The sequence below is a fragment of the Hwanghaeella sp. genome (assembly GCF_965227365.1).
Classification (GTDB): Bacteria; Pseudomonadota; Alphaproteobacteria; order UBA8366; family Aestuariispiraceae; genus Hwanghaeella.
This window is the reverse complement of sequence record NZ_OZ245754.1, coordinates 3278595-3291009: the sequence shown is the minus strand read 5'-3', so window position 1 is coordinate 3291009 and position 12415 is coordinate 3278595. Positions and strand designations below refer to the sequence as shown.

General features: G+C 57.9%; 15 protein-coding genes and 1 tRNA gene. 6 read left to right on the top strand and 10 right to left on the bottom strand.

The annotated features are described in order from the left end of the window. Positions 1-294: 294 nt before the first annotated feature. From dgcN to ACQK2G_RS15120, 3 genes are read left to right on the top strand one after another with little or no spacing between them, the layout of a single operon-like run. Positions 295-1290, top strand: a complete 996-nt coding sequence (dgcN, locus tag ACQK2G_RS15130) for an N-acetyltransferase DgcN (RefSeq protein WP_425405875.1) — start codon at positions 295-297, stop codon at positions 1288-1290. Between the two features lie 6 nt (positions 1291-1296). Further along, positions 1297-2280 carry an N-acetyl-D-Glu racemase DgcA gene (gene dgcA / locus ACQK2G_RS15125; RefSeq protein WP_425405874.1) on the top strand — a complete coding sequence of 328 codons (984 nt, stop codon included), beginning with the start codon at positions 1297-1299 and terminating at the stop codon, positions 2278-2280. Between the two features lie 25 nt (positions 2281-2305). Beyond that, positions 2306-3136, top strand: a complete 831-nt coding sequence (locus ACQK2G_RS15120) for a hypothetical protein (protein WP_425405873.1) — start codon at positions 2306-2308, stop codon at positions 3134-3136. Here ACQK2G_RS15120 and ACQK2G_RS15115 read toward each other — a convergent pair whose 3' ends face one another. From ACQK2G_RS15115 to ACQK2G_RS15105, 3 genes are all read right to left on the bottom strand, one after another. Beyond that, positions 3137-4315, bottom strand: a complete 1179-nt coding sequence (locus tag ACQK2G_RS15115; RefSeq protein WP_425405872.1) for an aminotransferase class V-fold PLP-dependent enzyme — start codon at positions 4313-4315, stop codon at positions 3137-3139. Positions 4316-4333: 18 nt separating this feature from the next. After that, complete coding sequence (locus ACQK2G_RS15110) at positions 4334-6298, bottom strand: PAS domain-containing sensor histidine kinase (RefSeq protein ID WP_425405871.1); 1965 nt, start codon at positions 6296-6298, stop codon at positions 4334-4336. 161 nt (positions 6299-6459) lie between these two features. Continuing rightward, entirely contained in the window at positions 6460-7446 is a 987-nt protein-coding gene (locus ACQK2G_RS15105) for a hypothetical protein (protein ID WP_425405870.1), read from the bottom strand. A gap of 207 nt (positions 7447-7653) precedes the next feature. Here ACQK2G_RS15105 and ACQK2G_RS15100 point away from each other — a divergent pair. Further along, positions 7654-7728, top strand: a tRNA-Val gene (locus ACQK2G_RS15100). A 177-nt stretch (positions 7729-7905) separates the two neighbouring features. On the opposite strand, the gene ACQK2G_RS15095 is transcribed toward ACQK2G_RS15100, so the two are convergent. The 3 genes from ACQK2G_RS15095 to ACQK2G_RS15085 form a co-directional block, all read right to left on the bottom strand. Then, complete coding sequence (locus ACQK2G_RS15095) at positions 7906-8355, bottom strand: DUF5615 family PIN-like protein (RefSeq protein ID WP_425405869.1); 450 nt, start codon at positions 8353-8355, stop codon at positions 7906-7908. Then, positions 8352-9038 carry a DUF433 domain-containing protein gene (locus tag ACQK2G_RS15090; RefSeq protein WP_425405868.1) on the bottom strand — a complete coding sequence of 229 codons (687 nt, stop codon included), beginning with the start codon at positions 9036-9038 and terminating at the stop codon, positions 8352-8354. Before ACQK2G_RS15090 ends, ACQK2G_RS15095 begins: the two co-directional genes overlap by 4 nt. 180 nt (positions 9039-9218) lie before the next feature. Then, complete coding sequence (locus tag ACQK2G_RS15085) at positions 9219-9425, bottom strand: hypothetical protein (protein WP_425405867.1); 207 nt, start codon at positions 9423-9425, stop codon at positions 9219-9221. A gap of 16 nt (positions 9426-9441) precedes the next feature. Here ACQK2G_RS15085 and ACQK2G_RS15080 point away from each other — a divergent pair, with 16 nt between their 5' ends. Both ACQK2G_RS15080 and ACQK2G_RS15075 read left to right on the top strand, forming a co-directional pair. Next, positions 9442-9858: a hypothetical protein gene (locus tag ACQK2G_RS15080; RefSeq protein WP_425405866.1), complete on the top strand. Its 417-nt coding sequence runs from the start codon at positions 9442-9444 to the stop codon at positions 9856-9858. An 89-nt stretch (positions 9859-9947) separates the two neighbouring features. Further along, a complete protein-coding gene (locus ACQK2G_RS15075; protein WP_425405865.1) occupies positions 9948-10490 on the top strand; it encodes a thermonuclease family protein in 543 nt (180 codons plus the stop codon). Positions 10491-10884: 394 nt separating this feature from the next. On the opposite strand, the gene ACQK2G_RS15070 is transcribed toward ACQK2G_RS15075, so the two are convergent. The 4 genes from ACQK2G_RS15070 to ACQK2G_RS15055 all read right to left on the bottom strand — a co-directional run bounded on the left by ACQK2G_RS15070 (position 10885) and on the right by ACQK2G_RS15055 (position 12386). Further along, the gene (locus tag ACQK2G_RS15070) at positions 10885-11154 is read right to left on the bottom strand and encodes a hypothetical protein (protein ID WP_425405864.1); all 270 of its coding nucleotides are present in this window, start codon (positions 11152-11154) and stop codon (positions 10885-10887) included. 291 nt (positions 11155-11445) lie between these two features. After that, positions 11446-11850, bottom strand: coding sequence for a hypothetical protein (locus ACQK2G_RS15065; protein ID WP_425405863.1), 405 nt, complete (start codon positions 11848-11850; stop codon positions 11446-11448). A gap of 71 nt (positions 11851-11921) precedes the next feature. Beyond that, positions 11922-12074: a hypothetical protein gene (locus tag ACQK2G_RS15060; protein WP_425405862.1), complete on the bottom strand. Its 153-nt coding sequence runs from the start codon at positions 12072-12074 to the stop codon at positions 11922-11924. Between the two features lie 9 nt (positions 12075-12083). Then, positions 12084-12386: a hypothetical protein gene (locus tag ACQK2G_RS15055; RefSeq protein ID WP_425405861.1), complete on the bottom strand. Its 303-nt coding sequence runs from the start codon at positions 12384-12386 to the stop codon at positions 12084-12086. Positions 12387-12415: the final 29 nt, after the last annotated feature.

Below are 12415 nucleotides of genomic sequence, written 5' to 3'. Positions count from 1 at the left end.
GGCCCGAAGACGTGAATGTCTTACGAGCACCGGGAAACGACTTCCCCCCGCCGGCACCGTGACTTCTTCCATATCCAAGACCAGGGATAAACGATTTGGCCGATTCTGCCCGATTTGCGCGCGATCACAAAGTCAAACCCGCCTGCCAGGTAATTATTGCGTTTCCGGACCGGTAATAACCTGTTTTGCGTCGCCATTCCGCTTGTACATGGTTCCATTCGGGCAGTATCGTGCGCCGCAGAACCGCAATGGTTCGCCGATGCGTCGTTATTCAAGTCATAAGGGGGCCAATTCATGGCGATTGAACATCCATATCTGATGTTCCTGGGGGATGCTGCAGACCAACTGGCGGCGAAGGTCGCCAATGGCGTTAGAATGTGGCGTCCGGAATGGTGTGTCGGTCAATTCCGGCTGCCGGGCTGCAACGCCGATCTGGGCCTTCCGGATATGACGATCGAGGAAGCCGCGGCCGCGGGGGTCAAAACAATCATCGTCGGCGTCGCGAACCGTGGCGGCATCATTCCCAGTGCCTGGGTGAACAACCTCGTCCAAGGTGTCGAACTGGGCATGGATGTGGCCAGCGGTCTGCATAACAAGGTTGCGGATATTCCCGAAATCGCGGACGCGGCGAAAGCCAACGGCAGGAAGCTCTTTGACGTCCGCCATCCGACCCGGGCCTTCGATGTCGCAAAGGGGACGAAACGCCCCGGCAAGCGACTGTTGGCCGTCGGCACGGACTGTTCGGTCGGGAAGATGTTTGCGGCCCTGGCCGTTGAGCGCGAAATGAAGGCGCGCGGCATGAAAGCCACCTTCCGTGCGACCGGGCAGACCGGTATTTTCATTGCCGGCGACGGTGTTTCCGTCGATGCCGTCGTGGCGGATTTCATCTCAGGCGCGACCGAGTGGCTGTGCCCGGCGAATGACGAAGATCACTGGGATGTTGTCGAAGGCCAAGGCAGCCTGTTCCACGCCTCCTTCGCCGGTGTCAGCATGGGGCTTCTGCACGGCTCGCAAGCCGATGCTTTGGTCATGTGTCATGAGCCGACGCGTACCCATATGCGCGGTCTTCCCGATTTCCCGTTGCCGGGTTTGAAGGAGTGCATTGCGTTGAATGAGGAATGCGGCCGGCTGACCAACCCGAACTGCAAGGTCGTCGGGGTTTCCGTCAACACCGTGGCCCTTGGCGACGCCGAGGCCAAGGATGTCCTCGCCAAGATCGCGGATGAAACCGGTTTGCCGACCACGGATACCTTCCGTTATGGCGCAGGTCCGATTGTGGACGCGTTGTAGGCCGTCATGGTTCTGCTCAAGTCGGTTTGTCATGAGAGTTGGCCGCTCGCCGCGGCCTTCTCCATTTCGCGGGGAACCAAGACCACCGCCGAAGTCGTCGTTGTCGAATTGACGGATGGCGACTTTCGCGGGCGAGGTGAATGCGTCCCGTATCCCCGATATGGGGAATCCGTTGAAAGCGTCATGGCCCAAATCGAAGCGGCTCGGAGCGATCTGGCCAACGGTATGGATCGCATCGCCCTTCAATCCGCGATGCCTGCCGGTGCGGCGCGATGCGCGTTGGACGGTGCTTTCTGGGACTTGGAAGCCAAGCGTTCCGGTCGCCGCGCCTGGCAACTGGCCGGAGAGCGGGAACCGGGGCCTGTGACGACCGTTTATACGATCAGCCTCGATACGCCGGAGAAGATGGGGGCCTCGGCGAAGGCCAATGCATCCAGGCCCCTGATGAAGTTGAAGCTGACTGGTGAAGGGGATCTCGACCGGGTAGCGGCTGTCCGCGAGAACGCGCCGAACACCGACCTGGTCGTGGACGCGAATGAAGGTTGGTCGCCGGAAATGGTCGAACCTTTCTCCGCGGAACTGGCGGCGCTGGGCGTGAAGATGATCGAGCAGCCCTTGCCGGCCTCGGATGATTCCGTACTGGCGTCCCTTGATCACCCGATCCCGATTTGCGCCGATGAGTCGGTTCATACGCGTGACGGGTTGGCGGCATTGGCCGACAGGTATGACATGATCAATATCAAGTTGGACAAGACCGGCGGGTTGACCGAAGGCTTGGCCCTGAAACGGGAAGCCGAGGCGGCCGGGCTCGGCATCATGGTCGGATGCATGGTTGGGACCTCCCTGTCCATGGCGCCGGCCGTGCTGCTCGGGCAGGGGGCAAGGGTGGTCGATCTGGACGGGCCGTTGCTGCTGGCAAAGGACCGGCCGGAAGGCCTGACCTTCCAGGGAAGCGTTATCTCTCCGCCGGCGCCTTCCCTTTGGGGCTGATGCGGTTGAGATCAGGAACTGGGATGTGACGACCGACGCCCAAATCGATCCGGATGAACCGCAGGGCCTCGCCATGCTGGGGACCGTCAGGTGGGCAATCGGTTTCGTGTTTCACAATTTCGGATCGCTTCTGAAGATATCGGTCACACCGTTCATCCTGTCGGTGATCCTGACGAACCTTCAGAATATGATCCCGCTTTTCGGTCTCGCGGACCTGAAAGGGTGGGGAGACCCGCTCTTCAGCATCCTGATCTTGGCGGCCTTGGCGCCGCAAGCGACGGCCTGGCACCGGTTTGCCCTTCTCCCCGATCAAAGATTGCGGTGGTGCCAGTTTGTTTTTGGCCGCCGGGAGTTGAAGTTTCTGCTTATCAGTCTGGCCGGATATCTCCTGACCATCCTGGTGGGACTCGCCACGGCGGCGTTGATTGCCCCCATGCCGCAGATCTGGATGGCCATTCAGATTCTCGCCGCATTGCTGGTGATGTGGATCATGGCGCGTTGCGCCATGTTTCTGCCGGCGGCCTCGATCGGGTCGGATTTGGGCTTTGCGGATTACCTTCGGATGACCAAGGGCATCGCCGGTCGCATCATCGGCGTGTATCTGGTCGCCGGTATTCTGATGACGATTTTCGGCTATGGTTTCATGGCTTTGAGTGAGATTGCCGTCAGGCTTACCGTCGGGATGCCCGACCTGGTCCCCCTTGTCGCGGAAACATTGCCGCGCGCCTTCTTCAACCTGCTGGCGGTCGGTGTATCGATTTCGATTCTATCGTCGATCTACAAACAGATACTCAGCAGCGAGTTTGAGGGGCGGTCCGGCCCCGACACTGCCCAACCGGGTGACGGCACTGTCTGATCAGTCCGTTTTCCGGACGATGTCGATGAGTGCGCCGAGCTCTTCTTCCGTATTGAAGTAGTGTACGGAAGCCCGGATCGTCACGTCCACGTCGGCCGCCACAAGATCGTCGCGCGTCAATTGGCGACTTGAGAGCGAGACGTTGATTTTGTGCTTGGCGAGCTCGGACTGGATCGTCTGGGGGGCGACCCCTTTCTTCGTGAAGGTAACGATTCCACACTGCCGCTCGCCTTTATCCCACACCGTGACGCCAGGGAGGGCGGACAGTCCTTCGCGGAGGGATCGCGATAGGGTCTGAATGCGGGCCCAGGTTTCCGTTACGCCCAATTCGAGGCCATAGTCGAGTGCGACTCCAAGCCCGATCTTGCCGGCGAAGTAGCATTCCCAATTCTCGAACCGCTTTGCGTCGTCTCGGATTTGGATGTCGTTGACCGAGGTCCAGGTTGCGGCGTGGTTGTCGAGGAATGGCGGTTCAAGCTTCTCGATCCAAGAGTCGCGCACCCAAAGGAAACCGGTGCCGCGCGGGCCGCGGATGTATTTTCGGCCCGTGGTGGAGAGCATGTCACATCCGATTTCTTCAACATCGATCGGCATCTGACCGACGGACTGGCACGCGTCCACAAGATAGGGAATGCCGTGCCGTCTGGCGATTTTGCCAACCAATTCCACCGGGTTGATAAGGCCGCCATTGGTCGGGATATGGGTCAGGCTGATCAGCCGCGTTCGGTCGGTTATCAGGTTCTCAAGGGCTGTGACATCAATCTGCCCGCTCTCATCGTCGGGCGCCATGTCGATCTCGACGCCGTATCGCTTCGCGACCTGGATGTAGGAGATCATGTTGGAGCTGTAGTCGGCGCGAGAGGTCAGGATCCTGTCGCCGCTTTGCCAGTCGAAAGCGTAGAAAGCCATGTCCCAGGCGCGGGTCGCGTTCTCAATAAACGCGATTTCGTTGCGTTTGCCGCCGACAGAACGCGCCGCGGCGTCATAGAACCGTTCAAGCAGGGCATCGTTCTGCGCCTTCGCCTCATACCCGCCGATATCGCATTCCAGTTGCAGATGATCCAACACGGCCTTGTGGACAGGCCGGGGCATAAGCGATGCGCCCGCATTGTTGAAATGGATCAGCCCCTCCGCACAAGCCGGCGTGTCCTGGCGGGTACCTGCGACCGAAAAGCTCATCGATATCTCCTGGAGGGTTTAGGGTATTTGGGCCTTCCGGGCCGATTGCGCGCTGTCGGGGGTATTTGCCGGTTGTTCCGCCTCGGCGGTGACCACGGCCTTGGGGGGGAAGCAAAGTGAGGCTTTCGTTCCGACGCCGACGGTACTTTCCAGAATGAACAACCCGTCGTGAAGCGTCATGAGGCTGTCGACCAAAGGCAGTCCCAGACCAGTGCCCTCATACTGTCGCGACAGATCGGAATCGATTTGGGTGAATGGCATCAGAGCTTTCTCAATGTCACCCTTTTCCATCCCGATCCCGCTGTCGGACACGATGAGAGTCATACCGCCTTCATCGGTCATTTCCACTGACACAGCGACGGTACCACCAGCTTGCGTGAACTTGACGGCGTTCGACATGAGATTGATCAGCATCTGTCGAACCAGCTTGTCCTCGCTTAACAAGGCCGGCAAGTCGCTTGGTACGCGGTTTTCCAATGTCAGGCCGATGGCATCGGCGCGCTGTTTCACCAGTTTCAGGCTGGCCGCGACGGCCTCCGGCACCGATACCGGTTCGGGGTTCAGGCTTCGTTGCCCCGCTTCGCCTTTTGCAAGGTCCAGAATGTCATTGATGATGGACAGAAGATGCCGCCCGCTCTCGCGGATGTCGTTCGCGAAATCCTTGTATTTCGGCGACGGCAATTCGCCGTACAATTCATCATGAATGACTTCGGCGAAGCCGATGATGGAATTCAGCGGGGTTCGCAATTCGTGGCTCATTTGGGCCATGAACTGGGTCCGCGTGCGGTTCGCCCGTTCGGCCTCTTCCTTGGCGGCCTGCAACTCGCGCTCGCGTCGTTTGGATGCCGTGACGTCGATCTCCATAATCAACGCCCCACCGGCCTTGGTCGGCGTGACCCGGCGCTCGATCCAGGCATCTCCCAATGGAAATTGAAGATCCGAGCGTTGGGGGCTGCGCCACCGCGACAGTTCCCGGTCGACCGTTTCCTGCGTCAATACCGCACCGGAATCCCCGATGTCCCGCTGCAGGAGCGCGGCGACCGCTTCCGCCATCGGTGTCCCGACCTTCAACCTGTCGGCAACGTCGATATAGAGACTGCGGCTTTGTATGTTGGTGACCACCAGACGCTCGTTCTGATCAAACATCAGAATGCCGCCTTGCAGTCCGTTGACCGCGTCCGACAGACGCGCATGTGCCTGTTCGGCGCGCTGCTCGGCCAGGACATGGGCCGTGACGTCACGGCCGACGCCTCTATATCCGTTGAACCGCCCGTTCTTGCCGAAGAACGGGACGCCGCTGACGGATATGTAACGGGTTTCGCCGTCCTTGCCCTTCGTTGCGTATCGAAAGTTCTGGAACGAGCGGTGTTCCTCAAGAGTCGCGAAATGTTCGAGGACGCTCGCATCGGCACTGCTCTGGATCAGATCCTGGCGCCGCTTGCCGATCAATTCATCGGGGTTGATACCGGTATGGGGCAGCAGTCCGCGCGAGAAATACGTATAGCGGTGATCTTCGTCGGTCTGCCAAAGCCATTCGGATCCCGCATCGGCATAGTCCGCCAACCTCTGTTCCCGCGCCGCCAGGGCCAGTTCGCGTTTCTTGACCTCAGTAATATCGATAAAGACGCCGGCCGTGTATCCTCCCGGCAATCGGCGTTCCCGATAGCGAATCCACTGCCCTTTGTTGGTCAAGACCTCCAAAGGATGTGTCGGGTCCTGGTGCCATTTGAGATGCGAGTTCAGTTGATCTTCCGGCGGCAGCGTTTTCCCGGTCTGTGTCCCCACCTTGATCAATTCACTGAGAACTTCCGTGTAGGGCCTGGAAATCTTCGAGGGTATGTCGACGCCCGGAAACGCCTCGCGCAGGCCTTTGCTGGCATAGGTCAGGATATCGTCCGGATCCAATAGAACGAATCCGAACTCCGAATCGTCGGCATCCAACAGTTCCTGAAGATGGTCGGCTATGTCCGCTCTTGCTGCCATTACTGTCCTTGTCCAGCACGGGCCGGACCGAACCTCTCCCGAATATTAGGGTTCTTTGATTTTTTACTTTGGGAACCCGCGAGAGAACCTAGCCTTGTTCCAGTAGAGTAGTAAACGCGAACTGGGAACAATTAGGTCTTTAGTTCATGCCGGTCCGATTTTCAGGAGGGATTTGGGTTCGATGCCGTTTGCAGCGGCGCCGGTGCCAGGAATGGATTGGAAAGGGCCTTTTTCGACCCGGCCGCTTGGCCGTTGGCGGGATACATGACGCGGGCGCGGGCGTTGTGTTCCGCCTGATATTGCGCTTTCAGACTTCTCGGCGGCCAGGCGGCGGTCTTCAAATAGCTCATGCGTTGCTGGCCCGCATCGGCGATCGGGGAACCGTTCGGAACCGCGGCAACCGGAGATTCGCCGGTCTTCGCGATGAGGGGAGACGTTCCCTGCGCGGGGGCAGGGTTCATTACGCCGCCATAGGGCGCCTTGCCCAGGGGGCGCGAGTCCTGCCCCTCGACGTCGGAGGCGAACTGACTGGCGAAGCGGGTATGGTCGGCGGCCGACATCGGGTGGCCGGTTTGCCGCAGGGCGACGAGTTCGGCGCGGACCTTTTTGCGATAGGGAATGTTCCGCGATGGCGTGGCTGAATGATAGTAACGGACCGCCTTGTCCCAATTGCCGTGTCGGTCCTTCAGATCCATCAGGAAGCTTGCGGAATAGGCGACGTTGGTGACCGGATCGAAGGCTTCCTCCAGAGAGGAGAAGGCGAGCGCGTGGTATTGCAGATTTATCTGCATGCAACCGACGTCGATGTTGGTGACGCCTGACTGCAACAGGCCGCGGACCGCGTTGATCGCGTCCTGCTTCGTCTTGAAGTACCGGCCCCGGCCCTGTGCCATCACGGTCCAGGGCCATGCAATTCGGCCGCCGGCCTCGGCCTTGAAAATTCCGGATTCGACAAGTGAGATGGCGCCCATCAGGTGTTGTGGAATGCCGGTCAGGCTTTCCGCCGCGGTAACGGCGTCGCGGCACAATTGTTCCGGCGCACGGCCTTGCTGCGACGGCATGGGCGATGCGGATGCACCTGTCTGCGACAGGACAATGGCAATGGCGAACGCCGACAACGTGGCCGGCAAGCGTGGCCAGGCAGGCATGGATTTCCCTCTCTCAATCTCTCCTCGAGTAACTCAGCAATCGCCGTGCCAGTCGGTGGATATCGGCATATCCATAGGGAATGCAGAGGACTTTCATTTCCGGCGGGCAAAGGGCTTGCCACCCCGGCGTGGGGGTGCTAAATCGCGCGCCTCGTCAGGAAAAACACCCTCCCGGCAGCAGCAGGGGCGGGCGGTTTGGCGGAAATAGGGCGCGTAGCTCAGCGGGAGAGCACTACGTTGACATCGTAGGGGTCACTGGTTCAATCCCAGTCGCGCCCACCATGATTAACCCCTTGGGAAACCAAGGGGTTTTTCTTTTATGCGACATGATGGGTGTATCGGTTTGTGGTTCTGGGGCACCAATAGGGCACTATTGGCCGGTGTTTTGCCCCCGGTGTTCGAGCCGTTGCGCCCTTCCCATGGAAAGAAGGCATATCCGGCCCTGTCACCACAATGGCGTCACTTTCCCTTGCGTCGTGCCCGCTGTGCGCGTTGAAAGTCAATTTTAACCTTCTTTAGCTCTCCAGCTTCGGTGATGTTCCAATCGGGCCGGAAACACTCCCGTTCCTTCATTGACTCGATTGCGGCCTCAATTCGGCTCCACCACTGCAATATATGTGCGGCTTGAAGGTGACACTGTGCCATGCCCCATTTTGGAGGAAGCTGGATCACTCGGAGTCCAGTATCGAAGACAGCGTTTATCTGGGGGGATAGCGAAGCGAAGTCCTTGTCGGCGGTAAGAATAGCACGGCCGCCCTCGCGGGCGAACTGAGTGATCCAGTATACATCAGATGAACCGGCTCCGCCGGCCTCATGTATCGAGGTGAATTCCCAACCGGGACTCAAGGCCATTTCGCGAACTGCGGTCACGATTTTTGGAGAGACGTGCTCGTCTGCTCGTATTCTCAAGCGGCAACGAGCTCGTATTCAATTGCGGATGTTACTGCGTCGATAGGCACGTCGAACCAATCGGCTACACGTGCCTTGTTTTTGTCCGCTCTCCATTGCCGGAACAGCACCACGGTTGGGACGGTTGTTCCGCGCACGATTGGTTTCCCGAAGGCGACGCGGGGGTCGATAACGACATTTGGAGAGGTTGCAAGGCGGGGATGCCAGACCTTTGCCAAATAGGTTTGGGGATCAAACTCGACACCCTTTTCGATAGTGTGTTCGATAGTTTCCCACATTTCGAGTTGGCCGGACGCCATGTCCCACGCAACTCGGTCTTTGTTCTCTTTGGCGACTGTCGCGAAAATCGTTCTGCGATCAGTAACGTACTTCTCGCTCGACAGTGCCAATGGATGATGCACGCCCCAGGCTTGCCGCGCCTTCTCGGCGGCCAGCCGTAACGTTGGCATTGAAACACTCTGAGACCGGAAAACTGCGATAAATCGCAACTCCATCAAATCTAGGAAACTGACCGTTCTAGGGTCATCGAAATCCCGATCAATTACCGGGCCTGCATTGCTATTCGAATACCCATTCAGCCAAGACCTGACGACACGAGGATTAACACCGACTAAGCGCGCGGCTTCGGTGATGCTGAAGAATCCTGCCATAAGCGGATCGAAATCAGTCCCAGATTTGGCCATCTCTCCAAACTCTTTACGTCACAATTGCCGAACGCCAGCGAGCGTGGCATGGCACAGCTATTATACCATATACGGCCTCTAAAACCTTAGTCCATCGTGGGCATGGGAGAAATCGTGACTTGAGCCAGGTCAATCACCGCGTCGGGTTGAGGCGCTGATTCTGCGTAATCGCCCGCACGCTCAGTCATTCAAGGCATCCAACCCCTTCCTTGTGATCGAATAGAGGTCAGGCCCTCGCCGCTGCGGCGTGCGCTCCAGGTAGCCTTCCGCCGCCAGCCTCTTGAGGGCGATATTCTCTTGTGGGGTCGGTTCCCGGCGCATTGTTCCGAATGCTGACTTGTACGGCCCGGGAAACGCGGCAATCAGAATCAGGTCGGAATCTGTCATCGGAGTTGGATTCGCTATGTTGAAGATTGTTGGCGTCAAGGAAGCTGCCGAGAGGCTTGGTTTATCCGTTCGCGTCCTTGAGGCGCACCTGCAAAGTATCGGACCCGTGGATGAACATGGAAACCCGTATTATCGAATGACGCCAGGTCGTGGGAAGCGGCTGTTCAGCGAAGAACAATTGGAAATGATCTGGGAGTCCCTTCCTCAAGGCATCGAAGTGCCCAAGATTAACATCACGTTGCCGGACGTTACCCGTCGGGGACGACGCTCAATGAAAGCGAGAAGCGCCGAACAGAGTTGCCACATGATAAGGATGGCAGAGACACTAGAACGTCGAATCGAGCGGGAACGCCGAGAGAAAAAAGACACTAAGTACCTTGAACGATTTGTGGCGAAGTTGAGGAAGGAGGCAAAGGAAAAAGGCAACGCTTGATCCGTTGATTCAGGGAGCCACAAAGACGTTGTAAAAATTGCCACGCAACCCTAGTCGCACTGGAATTTAGACGGCGGTATCATCGTCCCATGAGAATCGTCTTTCCCTTCCGCCGGCCTAAGCGTGGGTTTCGGCTGTCGCCGCGTGAAGGCCTGATGGCGCTGGCGATGTTCGCAGCGGTGTTCATCGCCAATTTCGCTTTCGACGAACAACCGCGCAGCACCCTCGCTGCCGTCGCTGGGCAGTTGCTTCCGGTCTCCGATTCATCGATTGCCGGGACTGTAACGCATGTCAGGGACGGCGACACGATTGAGGTGGAAGGCGTGCCGATCCGGTTAAATGGCCTGTCAGCGCCGGAACGTGGGGAACCGTTCGGCAAGGCGTCTTCCGACTTCATGCGCGCCCTGGTGCTCGGGAAGGCTGTACGGTGCGAGTTGAACGGGGAACGGACGCATGACCGGTTGGTCGGGGTTTGTTACCTGGACGGGGCCGATATCTCAGCCCTGATTATCCGGGAAGGTCTGGCCCGCGACTGTCCCCGATATAGTGGCGGTAAATATGCTGCGGACGAGCGACAGGCGAAGCGCAGAGGCTTGCATGATAGCTATCGACTACCCAGCTACTGTCGTTAGTTAAATTGGGGGAGCATATGTTTAGGGCTACTTTGCCTCTTACGCTGGCGCTGATTGTCTCAAACGCAGCGGCAGCAGAAGACGTCTGCAATGTCACGGAGTTCATTCAGGAAATGCACGGAAAGGATGGACCTCTTGATCATTGCATTGAGGGGGACATTGCGCACTTCCAGGTGGATTCGACAATGGTTCCGTATAGTACGGTCGTCGCCAGATACTGCGACTTCTCAAAAGAGGTCGTCGTAGAGTTTAACCCGTCAGGCAACCCAGTTCATGTGGTCTGTGCGTACAAGTGGAAATGGGCGAAGGATGTAAAGCGTAAACCTCACCCGGATGCCCGCTAGTTCCGCGCCAAACATAGTAAAATGACCACAGCCTGATCATGTCCAGAACGCTACTGTTTTGAATACCATTCATCGAGCAGAGCCATCGGGTCCGGGCCAAGTTCTTCTGAATGAATACCCGCTTCATGATCCATTGCCCTTTCCAGGGCTTTTCGGTCATAACGCACGACGGGTCGTTTCCTATTTGGAGAGGTCGAGACTATCGGGCGTGGATAGAGTCCTTCGGCAACCTTCTTATCAAAGATATCTTCCGGCCAACCGGTAAGGGTGATGGCTTCTGTTTTCGTAAGTCGCCTGGATTCGATCTTCTGCTTAACCATTGCAGGTCCAATTCGGCCAACGCTTTCGTTCGCAAAAACTGCCGCTAGGCCACCGAGAGAAGCACTGACATAGGATTGCAAAGTGTAGAGTGAAATCCTTCTATCACTCGGTATCAGAGAGCGGGTTGTTTGGTGCGCCAGCAACGTCCGAATGCAGTCACCGATAACGTGACGATCAAAGAGCCGAAGGCCCAACCGCTGAACCGGCGCGACGATTGAATACCACAAGCGGCGACCTTAAAAAAGAAGGCCCCGCCGAAGCGGGGCAGGTCTGGACGCTATCTGCTGGGTCTATTCTGCCGCTTGGGCCACTACGTCGATGCGGCCGAGTAGACCGGCAGCGATATTCACAAAGTCTGCTGGATCGTCGCGGTAGCGGGCGAAGTGCTGTACCAGAACCATAAATGTCTGATCCGTGATGGGGCGTTGCTGTAGTTCCTCCGCGATGGCGTCTCGGACATCGGAGTAGAATGTGCTCCATGCAACGACGGTTTCTCCGGCTGGGGTGTAATCAACACAGCCCGGAAACGCCTCGCTCTCTGTCTGTAGCCTCGGCATGTTCGACCAAGCGATTGCGGCGTCGTCCAAGCTAAGAGCGGCGTCATAGAGCACGCAAAGGTCACTCGTTTCCATGGAACAAAGGTCTGGGTGCATATTCTTTGTAACGTTCTGCGAAAACCGAATCTGCCTTGTCATGGTGTAAATTCCTTCATCCGAACTGTTGTGGTAACGCCACCAAGCAATTCCGCCTCATATTTTGTGTGGCATCAGCTAAGCCATTCACGGATCAGGACGCGTTTGCCATCCTTCATGAGAATCGTCGCACCCGAGTCGAGCACAGTGCCGACGCAAAATTTTTCGGCATCCTTACGCTCAGGCTTTTTTTCAGATTGGGTTGCAATCGTGCGGGCGCTCAGCATCTTTGCCTCCTAAGCGTTGAGTTTCGCTGCGTACCAGTTCCGGCCCTTGAAGCCGCCTCGACGCTGCACGACGGGGCCACGGCCACCCGCTTTGCGCAGGCGAGCGTCATTCAGGAACGAAGCGGTGGGGTCCTTTTCCTCTGCCCAAGCCATCCGCAGCGCTTCACGGAAGTATTCAGCCTTCCGACCGCCGAACACGTCCGCCGCCCTTTCTGCGATCCGCCAAGCACGACGCATGACGCGGGTGGTTTGGGAGACCGGCTTGCGGGTCAGGTCGGTTGCGTTGATGCGGGCAGTGTTGAGGTAGATCATAGCGCGGTATTTCCATTTCGTCCCTTGTG

What these genes read in the sequence shown, in the direction of transcription:
- ACQK2G_RS15105 (WP_425405870.1), bottom strand. Translation starts at nt 7,446, where the DNA reads ATGCCTGCCTGGCCACGCTTGCCGGCCACGTTGTCGGCGTTCGCCATT.
- ACQK2G_RS15110 (WP_425405871.1), bottom strand. Translation starts at nt 6,298, where the DNA reads ATGGCAGCAAGAGCGGACATAGCCGACCATCTTCAGGAACTGTTGGAT.
- ACQK2G_RS15090 (WP_425405868.1), bottom strand. Translation starts at nt 9,038, where the DNA reads ATGGCCAAATCTGGGACTGATTTCGATCCGCTTATGGCAGGATTCTTC.
- ACQK2G_RS15065 (WP_425405863.1), bottom strand. Translation starts at nt 11,850, where the DNA reads ATGACAAGGCAGATTCGGTTTTCGCAGAACGTTACAAAGAATATGCAC.
- ACQK2G_RS15055 (WP_425405861.1), bottom strand. Translation starts at nt 12,386, where the DNA reads ATGATCTACCTCAACACTGCCCGCATCAACGCAACCGACCTGACCCGC.
- ACQK2G_RS15085 (WP_425405867.1), bottom strand. Translation starts at nt 9,425, where the DNA reads ATGACAGATTCCGACCTGATTCTGATTGCCGCGTTTCCCGGGCCGTAC.
- ACQK2G_RS15115 (WP_425405872.1), bottom strand. Translation starts at nt 4,315, where the DNA reads ATGAGCTTTTCGGTCGCAGGTACCCGCCAGGACACGCCGGCTTGTGCG.
- ACQK2G_RS15070 (WP_425405864.1), bottom strand. Translation starts at nt 11,154, where the DNA reads ATGGTTAAGCAGAAGATCGAATCCAGGCGACTTACGAAAACAGAAGCC.
- ACQK2G_RS15080 (WP_425405866.1), top strand. Translation starts at nt 9,442, where the DNA reads ATGTTGAAGATTGTTGGCGTCAAGGAAGCTGCCGAGAGGCTTGGTTTA.
- ACQK2G_RS15060 (WP_425405862.1), bottom strand. Translation starts at nt 12,074, where the DNA reads ATGCTGAGCGCCCGCACGATTGCAACCCAATCTGAAAAAAAGCCTGAG.
- dgcN (WP_425405875.1), top strand. Translation starts at nt 295, where the DNA reads ATGGCGATTGAACATCCATATCTGATGTTCCTGGGGGATGCTGCAGAC.
- ACQK2G_RS15075 (WP_425405865.1), top strand. Translation starts at nt 9,948, where the DNA reads ATGAGAATCGTCTTTCCCTTCCGCCGGCCTAAGCGTGGGTTTCGGCTG.
- dgcA (WP_425405874.1), top strand. Translation starts at nt 1,297, where the DNA reads ATGGTTCTGCTCAAGTCGGTTTGTCATGAGAGTTGGCCGCTCGCCGCG.